Source organism: Pelagibacterium montanilacus, assembly GCF_003992665.1.
GTDB classification, from domain to species: Bacteria; Pseudomonadota; Alphaproteobacteria; order Rhizobiales; family Devosiaceae; genus Pelagibacterium; species Pelagibacterium montanilacus.
In genome coordinates this window covers 80,545-93,845 of the sequence record NZ_RZMX01000036.1, presented here as the reverse complement: position 1 = coordinate 93,845, position 13,301 = coordinate 80,545, and the positions used below count along the sequence as shown (strand labels likewise).

General features: G+C 68.4%; 8 protein-coding genes. 7 read left to right on the top strand and 1 reads right to left on the bottom strand.

What is annotated here, in order from left to right:
* Nucleotides 1-29 precede the first annotated feature (29 nt).
* Complete coding sequence (locus EO136_RS11430; protein ID WP_127144549.1) at nucleotides 30-1,712, top strand: alpha/beta fold hydrolase; 1,683 nt, start codon at nucleotides 30-32, stop codon at nucleotides 1,710-1,712.
* 76 nt (nucleotides 1,713-1,788) lie between these two features.
* Here the strand turns inward: EO136_RS11430 and EO136_RS11425 are convergent, their stop codons facing one another.
* The gene (locus tag EO136_RS11425) at nucleotides 1,789-3,699 is read right to left on the bottom strand and encodes a serine aminopeptidase domain-containing protein (protein WP_127144548.1); all 1,911 of its coding nucleotides are present in this window, start codon (nucleotides 3,697-3,699) and stop codon (nucleotides 1,789-1,791) included.
* A gap of 296 nt (nucleotides 3,700-3,995) precedes the next feature.
* On the opposite strand from EO136_RS11425, the gene EO136_RS11420 reads away from it, so the two are divergent.
* The 6 genes from EO136_RS11420 (at nucleotide 3,996) to EO136_RS11395 (ending at nucleotide 13,298) form a co-directional block, all read left to right on the top strand.
* Nucleotides 3,996-5,708, top strand: a complete 1,713-nt coding sequence (locus EO136_RS11420; protein WP_127144547.1) for a hypothetical protein — start codon at nucleotides 3,996-3,998, stop codon at nucleotides 5,706-5,708.
* Nucleotides 5,705-7,009 carry an SH3 domain-containing protein gene (locus EO136_RS11415; RefSeq protein ID WP_127144546.1) on the top strand — a complete coding sequence of 435 codons (1,305 nt, stop codon included), beginning with the start codon at nucleotides 5,705-5,707 and terminating at the stop codon, nucleotides 7,007-7,009. Before EO136_RS11420 ends, EO136_RS11415 begins: the two co-directional genes overlap by 4 nt.
* Complete coding sequence (locus EO136_RS11410) at nucleotides 7,009-7,668, top strand: SH3 domain-containing protein (RefSeq protein ID WP_127144545.1); 660 nt, start codon at nucleotides 7,009-7,011, stop codon at nucleotides 7,666-7,668. The genes EO136_RS11415 and EO136_RS11410 overlap by 1 nt, the downstream gene beginning before the upstream one ends.
* Nucleotides 7,665-10,412 (top strand): hypothetical protein, encoded by a 2,748-nt coding sequence (locus EO136_RS11405; RefSeq protein WP_127144544.1) that lies wholly within the window; start codon nucleotides 7,665-7,667, stop codon nucleotides 10,410-10,412. Before EO136_RS11410 ends, EO136_RS11405 begins: the two co-directional genes overlap by 4 nt.
* Entirely contained in the window at nucleotides 10,409-12,121 is a 1,713-nt protein-coding gene (locus EO136_RS11400) for a hypothetical protein (RefSeq protein ID WP_127144543.1), read from the top strand. Before EO136_RS11405 ends, EO136_RS11400 begins: the two co-directional genes overlap by 4 nt.
* 85 nt (nucleotides 12,122-12,206) lie before the next feature.
* Complete coding sequence (locus EO136_RS11395; RefSeq protein WP_127144542.1) at nucleotides 12,207-13,298, top strand: hypothetical protein; 1,092 nt, start codon at nucleotides 12,207-12,209, stop codon at nucleotides 13,296-13,298.
* Nucleotides 13,299-13,301 lie beyond the last annotated feature (3 nt).

The window sequence follows — 13,301 nt, the reverse complement described above, 5'->3', positions numbered from 1 at the left end:
CCGGGCTCAGGCTGCTCGGGGGATGGGGTTTGCCACAGGATCGCGACCGGGATGATGTGCAGGGCGGTTCACTGCCCCTGGCACTGGGCGATGCACTGGCACGGCTGGCGGGCGATCCGGCCGAGTTCGAGAATTTCGTCTCCGAGGTGGTGATTGCCACGCGCGAGGCCGGGCAGATCGTGAGCAGCGATTTCGAGACCCTGGTGCGCGAAAGCCTGCCGCTGCTCGTCACCACCACCACGGCCCGCCAGCAGGCGGTGGCCGTGCATCTGGACGCCCTGGCAGAGCCCTGCGTGGCGGTGGAGGAGAACGGGGCTGTCCTGCACGTCAACGCCAGCGCGCAGCTCATGTTCGGAGCTGCGGCAGAGGGCGGGATCGCGGGACTGGGGATCGACTGGCCGGGCTTTGTGCGCTTTCTCGAACGGGTGCGCGCGGCGCCCGACCAGACGGCGATTCTGGTGTGCGAAGAGGGTCGCGACGAAGTGGCCCGGATGTGGCTGGGGCGGCGGATGGCGATCGCCGGGGTGATCTGCCTTTCGCCCGTGACCCCGCGCTGGCCGGCGCGGCTCTCGGGCCTGCTGGCCGAGGAGTTCGGCCTTTCGCCGCGCGAGCTCTCGGTGCTGCGCGGGCTCATGGACGGCCATTCGATCGACGCGATCGCCGAGGGCGACGGCCGCGCGCCAGGCACCATCAGGCAATCGGTCAAGGCGCTGCTGGCCAAGCTGGGCGTGCGATCCCAGACCCAGGCGGTGGCGATGGTTTCGGCCATGGCCGCAGGGCTGACGCCCGCCGGTGCACCGCTCGAGCCGGCGGCCGAAACCGTCACCAGCCTGACGGTGCGGGACCGGCTGGGACGGACGGTAGGACTGAGGCGGTATGGCGCGCCGGGCGGCGTTCCGGTGCTGCTCTGCCATGGTACTCTGTTCGGGATCGGCGAATTGCAGGCCGAGCGGCGGCTGGCAGTGGATCTGGGGCTCGATATCCTCGCCTGCGAGCGGCCCGGATACGGTCGGACCCCGCCCTGCAAGGCCCGCACCGCGCTTCTCGAGGCCGCGGTGGACGATATGATGCTGACGCTCGATACCTTGGGCATCGAGCGCGTGGCAGTGCTGGCGCACGACACCGGGTTCGCCCATGCTGCAGCGCTCGCGGCGCGGGCGCCTGGGCGCGTCGCGGGGATCGTCGCGGTCTCGCCGGTGATCCCGGCCCGGACGTCTGCCCAGGCCAGCGGCATGCCGCCCCAGCAGCAGGTCTTTGCCTGGGCGGCACGGCACGCGCCATGGCTGATTGAAATTCTCACCCGAATCGGCGTGCAGCGGATGCGCAAGCTGGGGCCCGCCGGGTGGCCCCATGCGGTCTTTGCGGGCGTCGAACGCGACATGGCGGTGCTCTCCGAGCCCGAGGCGCTGGCCGCGTTCCGTTCGGCCTATGCGTTCAACATCGCGCAATCGGCGCTGGGGTTCCGTGGCGACGTGGCCATCGCCAATTCGGACTGGAGCGCGCTGTTGTATAAGGTGGCGGTTCCCATCCACCTCATCCACGGCGCTCTCAACCGCACGGTGCCGATCGAGGCTGTCGCCGCGCTTAGCCGGAGCTCGAATGCCATTGTCCTGGAAACGGTCGCGGATGCCGGGCATACACTGGTCTATTCGGGGCCGCAGTCCGGCTTGCGCGCGGCCTTTGCCCTCGCGGTGCGCTCGGGGCTTGCCTGAGGCGCGGAAGGCCGGGGCGTTTCTGCGGTCCGCCAGCGCAAAAGCGTGCGCAGGACCAATGCGGTACACAGGCCGATCAGCATGGGCGGTCTCCGGGCTGCGCGTCGGTGGAGGGCGCGCGCGGGGCGGGCCCAGCTTCGGCGGTGCCCAGCCATCCGACGGGCCCCGAGAGCATGCGGCTGGCCAGCGCCGCCTGCCCGGCGACGCCGCATTTGGCATAGACCCGCTTGAGGTGGGTGCGCATGGTGTTGATCGAGATGCCCAGTTCAGTGGCGATGGCGTCTGGGCTGCCCCCCTCGCAGACGCGCAGCGCCACGAGCGCTTCCTGAGCGGTGAGGCCATAGGCGAGTTGGAGCAGGGGCAGGCGCTGGTCTTCGGCGAAGGCCTTGCGTCCGTGCCGAAGGATGAGGACGCCGGAAGGGCCACCACGCTGGAGCCCGGTCTGGCGCAGCGAAGAGGGGCGCAGATAGGCGCCGATCGGCTGCTCGTTGTGGACGATCATCGCTTCGCCGGGGCCGGTTTCGATCCGCGCCCTGATATCGGGAGCAAGCAGGATGCGGGTGGCCTCGGCAATGGCGCGGGGATCGGGCTCGGGAGAGAAGACGAGCCCGCAGCGGTAAAGAGCCTCGCCGAAGGCCCGGTTGGAATGGAGGGGGCGATACTCCCCGGTCAGAAGGGCCATGCCGATATCGAGCCGTTCGATGACGTTCTGGAGCACCACGCCGAGCGCGGCATTGGTCATGATCTGGCGTTTGACGCGGTAGGAGCGCTCCCAATGGGGCATGAGGCTGGCGAAGATGCCATCGAGCTCGGTTTCGTCCATGTCCTTGCGGCGGGCGATATCGCGGGCCACGCGGTAGAGCATTTCCACCCAGCGGCTTTCGTCCTCGATGGCGTTGTAGCAGAGCTCGACCAGGGCATCGGGCTCCAGCTCGGACGCAGGATCGTCGAACCCCAGCCGATCGAGGACTTCCGATGAGACCGCATCGAAACCCTCCACTCCGGGTGCGCGGGCAGTACGGGCCGGGGCAGGGCTCCCGGCGTGCCAGTCCATGATGACGCGTGAGATCGAAAGACGGCGCTCGTCAAGGAAAAGGGCCGATCGGCCCCCCTCGATCCGGTATGCGGAGACGTCCTCCACACCGCGCTCCGCGAACCATGCGCTCATGGGTCTGACGAAACGTCCCCGCGCGGTCATTGGGTCGTCGGCACCGTAAAGGACCAGGATGCGCGTGCCCGGGCGGATGCGGGCATGGCGGGGCCAGGACCACGCCTGGGCAAAGCCGCGGAAGATCGACATCCAGTACCCCGCCGTCGGGGTGGGGAAGGCGAGGGGGTCGGCAATCATTTCCTCGATGATGGCGCGGTCCGACGTGGTGACGTCGAGCAGGTGCTGGCGGTCGTCGAGATGGGCGCCGAGAAACGCGTAAAGGTGGTGCAGGGTGAGCTCGTCGGGGGCGTCGGCGTCCTGGACGAGCATGCGGCCCTTGATGAAGGCTCGCGCCATAAGCGAGAGCGCGATCTGGTTGGGGGGCGGCGAGATGAGGACGATCGAGCGCGCCAGCCCCGGATCGCCCTTGAGCATTTCCAGGGTCAGGAGCGCATTGATGTTGGGCATCACCAGCAGCCGGTCACCCCAGGGGATGTGGCCCAGCGCCGTCTGGACCATCACGGTCGCGTCCGCGATCAGGTCGTCCCAGCCGGTTTCCCGGTGCAGATAGCCGAGCGGGCGCGCCGAGGAGCTTGAATGCCCGTGGCCGCGCAGATCCCCAGTCCAGACCGTGAGGCCCATGGCCGAGAGCGCGGCGGCAAGGTCTGTGAGATTGTCCTGATAGGTGGGCTGGCTGTGGCCCAAAAAGGCGGTGGGCGCGTCGGGCGCTCCCTGCCGGCAACGCATGACGAGCGGTGTGCCGTCCAGGCTGAGCACGTGACGTGCACTGGGCTCAGCTGACCCGGGAGCACGGGCCCTGGGATCCTCGACCTGCATAGCGTCCCCTCATGCCGGTTCACGGAAATGTCGCGCCGTCTGGTTCCTGTGGATGGCCGGAGGCGGCGTCTTCGCGAGACTGGCAAGCCGGGCGCGGGGTCGTCCCCTACCATTTGGTAGGGCTGGGCGCCCGGACAGGCATTTGTGATCGCAAGAATGAGATCGGGCGGCGAGCCTGTCACCCAGATGGGTGACGCGGCCTGTCGCCGGGCCATGCACAGTGCCGATGCCGTGGGGGCGCGGTTCCCGCCTGACGACCAGGCTGCAGGCGGGGATTTATTGAGGAGAGGTGCGACGTGGCAGGGTACGGGACCAAGGGCCGGCGGGGACGATGGGCGGCCGCGAGGCTGGTGCTGCTCATGGCGGCATGCGCGATCACGCCCGGGGCGGGCTGGGCGCAGGACAGCAGTGATTTCATCGCCGAGACGATCGACTTCCTGCCCGAAGAGGGCACCACCGGCGCGGGACTGGATGCAGGCGCGGTGATCCCGCCGGGCATTTATGCGCGGATCGTAGGCGAGTACGAAACCGAGACAGACCTCGAGGCGGCGCGCGCGCTGGGCTGTGCGCGCCGGCCGGCGGTGTTTTATCCCGATGGCCGCTATCTCGCCAAGGAAGTGGACCAGACGCTGGCCGGCATGGGGCTGCCCCCTTACGCGTTCCGGTTCGATGGCCAGTGCGCACTTTTGGACGGGACCGCGAGCTGCACGGGCGAAACCATCCGGAATTGGGGCGAACCGGGAGTGCCGCGCACGGTCGATCTGCCGTTTTCCGCCGTCGCAGGCGGCTTTGCGCTCGGAGAAGGCGACGACCAGGAGCGCTATCTTGCGTGTGATCTTGCCGATCTCGACCAGCAGGTCGAGGGCGTCAGCGTGCTTGCCGAGATCATCAGACGTCCCGAGGCAGGGCCTTTCCCCGATCTGGGGGGCATCGCGATCGATACGTCCGATCTGGTTTCCATGCCCGAGGTGGATGTTGCCACGGGCCCGTGGGACGGCACGTTCACCGGCGCGCTGGCCGATGGTGTCGGCGAGGTGCGCATCGATATCCTTCACATGCAGGGGGCGCCAGGGCTGGCCCATGCCAATGCCGGATTTTTCATCGGCGCGGCAAATGGCGCGTGCGCGGATGCCCTCGGGGAGGCTTTGTGCGCGGACCTCGGTGAGACTTCGGGCTGGTCTCTTGCCGTCGCGGGTTCGATGCTCGATGGCGAGCGTCTCCTGATCGCCTATGAACAGGGCCTCTGGCAGATGGGCGTCGAGCGGGAGTTGCGGCTTCTGGACCTGGTGCGGTCGGCCGAGGGCGGCTACCGGATGACCCTTTATCACCCCGAGCGGGGGGCGGAGCTGGTCGTCGACGGGCGCATCGAGCCGCATTGGTGTGAGGCAGGCCGGTCCGGTCCGGTCGATCTGGGGTGCGATTCGATCGCGCTCCAGCGTGTCGCGCTGGCTCAAGGGGAGGGCATAGAAGCTGAGATTTCCGGGATGTTCGCGAGCGAACCCGAGAGGCTGGCGCCGCTCATGGCCATGATCCCCGAGACCGCCCGGACCGAGGTCGATTCCACTCCCGGGTCCACGCCATCGGATGCGGACTGGGGCGGGCTGGCGCCGGGGGTCTACACCAATCTCCTGGGGCGGGCGGCGGAGCCCCAACTGATGGCCCTGAGCTGTCAGGAAGCGCCCACAATCTCGTTTGCCGATCGCACGATCATGGCCAAGGAGATGTCCGGCGACGGCTATGCGGTGCTGTCGGTCTTCTCGTGCGATCCCGACGGGGACGGGTTTGCCTGCGACGTGTCGGACGGTGTCGAGACCCTTGCCATGGGCGTGCCGACCCGGTTCTCGCCCCAGGGCGAGGCGACCGAAGTCTGCTACACCGCCGGCGGGGAGACCTTTTGCGACAGGCTGCAGCGGTGCACGGCGGGCGATGTGACGCCCGAGCGCGTGAAAGTCCTGCTCGCCAGGCCCGATGGCGGCGTGCCGCTCACCTGGGGGAGCGCGCGGCCATGAAGACTGTGGGGGTGGTGTTTGCAGCGGCGGCGCTGGGCATGGCGGGGCTCGTCTCGCCCGCCTCGGGCCAGAACGGGGACTGGTACGGGTCCTACAGTCTTGAGCTCGAGGGTCCGTTCATCGTCGATATCGGGCTCGATCAGCTCCCCGGCGGGACGGCCGGCATGGCGAGTGTCTTCATCTATGCCGAGCCCGGACGGTGCCCGAGGGCGGTCAGCCTCGATTTGTGCTTGGACATCACCCGTGCCCTGACGGCCGCAGATCCGGCCACCAATCCGGCCAATTACATTGAGGTGCGCGGGGTCCGGTACCAAGGCGACGTGGCCGCTGTCGCCTTTGCCTTTCCCCGTGACCCGGAGGTGCGGATCGCCCAGATCACGCGCAATGGGGGGCAGTATGTGCTGGTCATCGCGCATCCCTCACGTGGGGTCGATCTCGAGGCGCCGATAGCCGAAGGGCCGCACAGTTGCGCGTTCGCGATGTGCGCGGAAGACAGGATGGACGATCTGCGGGCCAATCCGGAGCGCTATCAGGGCGTGCTCGCCGACCCCGGATTTGTCGGCAGATTTCCCAATCTCGCGCTTGCGGCGCCGGCCAGGGGCCCCTCGCTCTGGGACGTGATGAGCCATGCCGACGGGCGCAGGCTGGGCGCGGTCTATCTCGAGGGAGAGGGGACGGCGCTTTCGGGGCAGGGGGCGCTCGCTTCTGTGGGGTTCGGCCGGGAAAGCGAAGTGGCGATCGTCCCGGACAGGGCGCGCAACGAGGGCTTCAGCCTTTCGGTCACGTTCTACGCCGACGGGTCTGGTGAGCGCAGAGAAGGCCTGCTGCTGCTGGGCCTGCCGGATGCTCAGGGCGAGATGGAAGGGACGCTGATCGAGGGCACCCATGCCGAAATCGTGCGGCTGGTGCGCGATGACGGGTTCGTGCCGAACCCTTCTTTTTCCGACCCGTCTCCGGACCTTTTGGCCGAGGAGGATCCCGAGGAGATATTCGACTTGCCGGGGATCGGGGTCTATGGGCCGAGCTATGTGCTGCGCAACATCCCGCAGGGCCAAAGGCTTGCGGTGCGGGCGGCGCCGGACCGGTCGGCCGGGATCGTGGGCAGTCTGGCGCGGGACGCGGAGCAGATTCTGGTTCTGGGTTGCGAGCCCAATATCGACAGCCTGACATTCGAGCAGGCCGACCCCGAGGGCAGGCTGCTTCTGCTCGAGGGGAGCTGGTGCGAGGTCAGCCACGAGGCGCTCACGGGATGGGTGGCGGGCACCTATCTCGATCCCGCAGTCTTTCCGGAGCGGCTGTGATGGTCAGGTTCGCACTCTCCCTTTTAATGGCGCTCACGAGCGTTGCGGGCGTTCACGCGCAGTCGTTTTACAACCACAACGGCTCGATCATGCGCCTCGTCGAGCGCGGCGATACGATCCGGATTTCCTACGAGACCCCGCGCGAGGGGCTTTTGCCCCATGGCGTGCGTCCGGGCACGGTGCTGTTCGAGGGGCGCCTGGACGCGGGGCTTTATCTCGAAGGCATGAGCCGCATCTTCTCCTCCCGGTGCGAGGAGCTCGACTACTTCGTCTACGGTCAGTACCGCAGAGACGGCGATTTCACGCTCAACGGCGCCGCGCCGGTGCTCGAGGCCAATGGTTGCCGGGTGGTCGACAACACCTATGAGGGGTCGAACGCCAATCTCGGCTTTGCCTGGCTGCGAACCGAAGGCCAGCGGGGCCCGGGCGGCGGGCTCGCCGAGCCGGCGAGCGGGCATGGGTCGTTCTGCGTAACGGGCGTTTCAACCAGCCTCAACATGCGGGCGGGCCCGGGCGCGGGCTTTGCCGTCGTCGGCACGCTGCCGGCAAATGCCTGCGGCCTGGCCGGCTTCAACCGCTGCGAGGGCGACTGGTGCCTCGTGGAGCGCGGCCCCGATATCGGCTGGGTCGCCAACCAGTACCTGCGGAGAGCGCCATGATCGCCTCGCTGATTGGTCGGGGGCTGTGTGTCTTTGGACTTGCCCTTGCGGCGATCCTCGGACTATCGGGGGGCCCGGCTCTGGCGCAGGGCCAATGGACGGGGGCCTGGCAGTCCGAGGACGGTGTCTCGCGCATGGTCCAGGAGGGACGGCGCGTTTATGGGGATCTTGTCGGGCTGGGCGCCTTCGAGGGGCAGGTGAGCGCCGATGGTGAGCGCCTGCACGCGCTTTACGGGACGGTCGACGGCTCGGAATGGGGCTTTGTGGGGCTGCGCAAATCCGGCACCGATCTGGTGATTGGGACCCTATCGGACCGGGTGCTGCCGGAGCTCGACGACTCCTCATGGCTGGGCCGGCTGTTTTTCGCCGGGCGATCGAGCGCCGATCCCGGCGCGCTGGTCCATGCGACCGGGAGGACCCGCTATTTCCCGCCCCAGTACAGCACAGCGCCCGATCCTCGCGTGGTGGCATGGCTCAATTTTTCTCCCGAGGCGACGGGCGGTGTGGTCGAGACCGGTGAGCCCGGGCGGCTCTGGGAGGGGCGTTGGCGTTCGGCCAATGGCTTTATCCGGCTGGGCCAGCAGGATCGACGGGTGTTCGGGGCCCATGAAACGGTGGGGTCGACCGCCGTGATCGAAGGCCGGCTTTCTCCCAACGGCCGGGCCCTGCGCGCGGTGATGAGCACGAGCGTGGTCAATCCCTTTGCCGGTGGGCAGACGGTCGAGTTGTTCGAGGTAACGCTCAACGGGGATAATCTCAGCTTTGGTGGAGAGCGCTGGATCGATGCGGACGACGCCGATGGCCCGTTCGATGCCCAGAAGATCGATACCGAGGCAGATTTGCCGCCCGGCGATCTGCTCTATTTTCCCGACCAGTGGTCCGGCACCATACCGGCCCCGCTTGTTGCGTGGTTCGCGTTTCTCGATGGCCCCGACCAGCCTCGCCCCGTGTTGCCGGCGAGCCAGGTCTTGATGCCTCGGCCGTTCGATCCCGGGATCGGCCCTGAGCCGACCCTTCCTGAGCGTGGCGAGGCCGATCAGGAGGGGCAGCCGGTGCCCGATCGGGGACCGGGGCGCCTGCCGCTCTTTCCCGGGCTCGGGGAACGAGAGAGGCCGGTGATGGTGGTACCCGAGCGCGAGGGCGTTGAAATGCCCGACGTCGTGGTCGAGCCGTCCGGCGGGCTCTGGCAGGGCGTATGGCGCGTGGGCGAGGACTTCGCCGAGTTCATCCAGGATGACGAGCGTGTCTATGGCGCGTATTCCAAGGCCGGGCTGCTCGGCGTGGTCGAGGGCCGGCTTGACGGGTCGGGCCGGGGGCTGCGCGCGGTGCTGGCGCGGCCGGACGGGACGATCGGATATCTCGATGTCTCGCTGGGCGGCGACAATGCGAGCTTTTCGGGCTTTACCAGCGATGCGCCGGGAGAACGGGGCATGGCGCTCGAGGGTTTGCGGACCCAGGACGTGCGCCCCGATATTCCTTACGCACCGGACTGGTTTCCCGATGCCTGGGATGGCATGCCGCCGGCCGACGTTGCCGATTGGCTCGCCGGTGCAGAGATGGCCGGGGCGGACCCGTTGCCTCTCGCCTCGCTGGCGGGCCTGTGGACCGGCGATTTCGAGGGCACCCAATGGGGGCCATTCGGGCGGGGCGCGCGGATCGTGCTCGGCGCGCCGGATGCGGATGCCATCGCCGTGGGCGCGATCATGGCCGCGGGCCGACCCAGCGCGCTGCTGCATGGCGCGATGGTCTCGGGCAATGAGTTTCGCGGCCTTTTCATCATGCTCGATGCCCAGGGGCGCGAGGTCAGCGGCCAGTGGGGGACCATCAGGCTGTTCGGGAGCGCATCGGCGGGAACGCTGACCGGATGGTGGGCCTATTCCTACCGTTCGCCCCAGGGCGTGCAGCCCAATGGCGTGCCCGGGGGCACGATTGCTGCCCAGCTCTCGCCGGCGCGTGGCGCCACGCCCCTGCGCGACCGGGCGGGCACTGAACGGGCTCTGGCCCGGCTGGGGCAATTTTCGGGTGCGCTGCCGCCCTTCAGCCCGGACCTGCCGCGCGGAGAGGTGCTGGATGCGATTGAGCGCTGGTGGCGCGGGGAGGGCAATCTGTGCGCAGCGGGATGCACCGCTCCCCATCCCACACGGCTGTCCTTATCGGTCAACCGCATCGTGCACATGCCGGAGTCGGGTGTCATCCCGAACCGCACGTTCCAGCTCGTCTATCGCGCCGATATCGGGGCGACCGTGCAGTTCCGCAACGCGGTGGGGGGCCTGGCGCGGGCGCCGGAAACCGAAGGGCGGCGCCCAATGTTTCGCGCCAATGCGGTTTCAGTGGCGGGCCGCACCGCAGCTCGTCCCTTCGCCGGCCTGCCCGAGCGGCCTGCTGATGCGCCAAGCGGGGTGTGCGACGTGCTCGACCCGTCCCCGGCCATGGCGAACAACCGCATTCCCCTTGTCCTGGACATTCCAGAGCATGTGCTGATGTCGGCGGACGCCGAGATTCTCGTGGATGTCGAGGCCAGCGTGCGGCGGGAGGACCGGCGGGTGGTCGGTCCGGTGGGCAGTGAGCGCGCGGTCTTTGCCCTCCTTGAGCAGATGCGCGCAGCCGACGCCCATCGCCGGGCGAACGGCATGGCGCCTCGGCGGCCAGAGGAACTCGGCTGTGATCGTCAACGCCTCTGGGTGACGAACCGGAGCATGGGTCTGGGCGTGGATATTTCGTTCAAGGGGGAGTTCCTACCATGATCGGTCGTCGGCAATCTTTATGCCGGGCCGTGCTCCTGGCATTGCTCGCGCTCTGGCCGGGCGTGGCCATGGCCTCGCCCGTGGGACTCTGGAGCATTGAGGGGCTGGGGTTTGCGCTCGATCTTTATGTCGAGCCGCTCAACGCCGAGGGGTATCATCCCGCGGTGGGGATCGTTTCTCCGTCACAGGGGGCGGAGCAATGCCCGTTCGCGCCCGCCATCGATCTGACCGCACTCTGCGAGAAGGCCAATGGCACCGGCAGTTATCCGGTCTGGGCCTATCTTTCCGAACCCGAGCCGGGCATGCCCGAGGGCGTCGTGGCCCATGCGCTGACGCTGGTGCCGACCGATCTGGCCTCTGTTGCGTTGCGTCTCGTCATGCTCGGGTCCGGGGAGGCGCGGGCCGAGTATCGGGTGGCCACCAGCGCGCCCTCCGGGATCAGCGCCCGCGCCGATCTCCTCGATGAAAAGCCAACGCCGCAGGCGAATTGGGCGGAGGGCAATTGGGAGGCCAGTTTCGAGGGGGCGCGGCTCGAAGCGGCGATATCCGCCGGGGGGCCTGTCGCGCTGGACGGGACGGTGGTGGTTCATCCCGGCCCGTCGGAGGGGCCATCCCTGCCCAGCCCGCTGATTGCCGAACTCGCGGCTCGGGGCGTGGCCTCGCCCCTGCGCTTTGCAGCGAGCCTGCCCGAGAGCGGGGTCTATTATGAGGGCGAGGTATCCGAGGGTGCCTCCGGCCGGATTCGCATGGTGCCGTTCGAGGGGCAGGGCATCGTCGCCTATCTGCACGCGCCCGGCGGCAAGGAGGCCGCCGAGCTGTTCCTGCTCCAGCCCATGGATCGTCCGCTGACGCCTTATCCGGCGACCGAGGGCGTGACCGTGGACGCGGGCAACACCGGGCAGGGTTCGGTATCGGTCGCCCCCTCCACCTCCCCGCAAGGAGAGGCGGCCGGGGTGCAATGTCCGGTGGCCGGCGTCTGGGAGGCCCGGCGCGGCGGAATTCATCTGGACGTCCTCAACGAGCGCCAGGACCTTTTGCCCCAGACGCTCACGGTGACCGAGACCTTGGAGGCCACGCTGGTCACCGCCTTTGGCACCAGCACCGAGCGCGGCTATGTCGACCAAAGCGGGCTTGCCGACACCGTCGTGGGGCTGGCCGACGGGCTTGGCAGTCTGGGCGGCGTTGCGCCAAGCGAGTGGATGGACGCCGATGCCAGCATGCTGGTGGTCCATTCCTCGGGCGACCTGCCCTTCATGCTGATCGCCGGCTGTCGGCGGGCGATCATGCTCGCGAGCGTGGGCCGGGACATCTACATGGACATGATCCTGTCGCCCGCGCTGGGGCGGGGCGTGAGGATGGTGTTCATGGAACGAACCAGCGCACTCGCCGAATTGCCCGAGGACCCCGGGACGAACGGGGGACCCGAGCAGGGCAACGGGCCCGAGCTTGCTCCCCCGCCGCAGATGCCGGCAGGCGAGGCGGCAGAGCTGGTCTGGGCGCTTCCGGGCCCCGAGGTCTGCAGCGGGCTGGCCGGTCTCGAGGATGCGCTTTGGGACGGTGCGGAGCGGGGCAGCGTCGGGCTGCGTCCCTTGCGGGTGCTGACCACCCTTCTTCACGAGCAGGGGGTGCGCGGCGGGCAGCCGACCGACCCGGCAGCCTGCCAGGCGGTCGTCGGTCTGCTCCAGGCCGCGCTCATGGACCTCGATTGAACCGAACGGAGAGCGAAACGATGCCACATCACCGGCTTGCTGAAGCGATATGGTCAAGGGCGGGCGCGTTCGCCCCGGACCTGCAATGAGCGGGCCGGGTCGCCATTGGGACCCGTTCGGACGCGCGATCGCGCCGCAGCGCGATGCGATCAAACCGCCGCGCAACGCGATCGCGTTTCCGGCCTGGCTGACACCGGTTCTGCTCGTGCTCGCGATCGGGGGGATCGGCTGGATGATCGTGGCAGCCGTGTTTCTGGGCGGGGGCGAGGCGGTTCTGGTGCCCGCTGTGCTGATCGGGGCCGCAGGCGGCGCTGTCATTCTCGTCGACACTCTTGGCAAGGGCCAGCAGTCTCGCCTTTATCGCTATTTCCGGGCCGCCGAGGCGCTCGGCTGGTCCTACCGGATCGCACCGACCTATGTGCAGGGAGCCCCGGGACTGGCGGGCACGCGCAAAAGGCGGCCTGGAGGCGGGGGCGCTGGGGGCAAGCAGGTGCCCGCGTTCATGGCAGAAGCGCTCGAGAAGGCCGAGGTCTCCAAGCGCGAGGCGGGCGCTGCCCCGGGCACGCCGGAAAGCGAGTTGCAGGCGGTCTACAAGGCGATCCCCGAACTCTTCGCGCCGCGGCCCGGCCAGCCGGTCGCCATGACCATAGAAGCGGAGTTCTGGGGCGAGACGGAAGAGGCCATCCCGTTCTGGATGGGCGTCCGCGAAATGGAGATGAACACCACCTTCGCGGCCAGGGAGCTCAAGACCGATCACGCCGGACAGACCGGAGACAATGGCGCGCTGCTGATGATGGTGGCCGCCTATAGGCTGGACCGGGACACGGGCATCCGCGCGACGCTGCTCGCCGAGGCGATCGGGGACAGCCGCAAGGACATCAAGACCGAGTCGGCCGAGTTCAATGCCCGATACCATATCGCGGCACGGGGGACAGGCAGTCGGGAGGACGAGACCGCGATGGCGGTTCTCCAGGCGCTGACGCCAGCCACCCAGACGACGCTTCTCGATCTCTGGGACCGCTATCGGATGCAGGCGATCATCGATGGTCGGGTGGTCCATGTCTCGGGCTATGAGCGCATCAACACCCGCGATCCCGAGATCCTCGCCCAGCGGCTCGGGGCGGCGGCCGAGCGGTTCGCAGCCGCGGCAACCGGGTTCAAACGCTATGTGGAGTGAAGG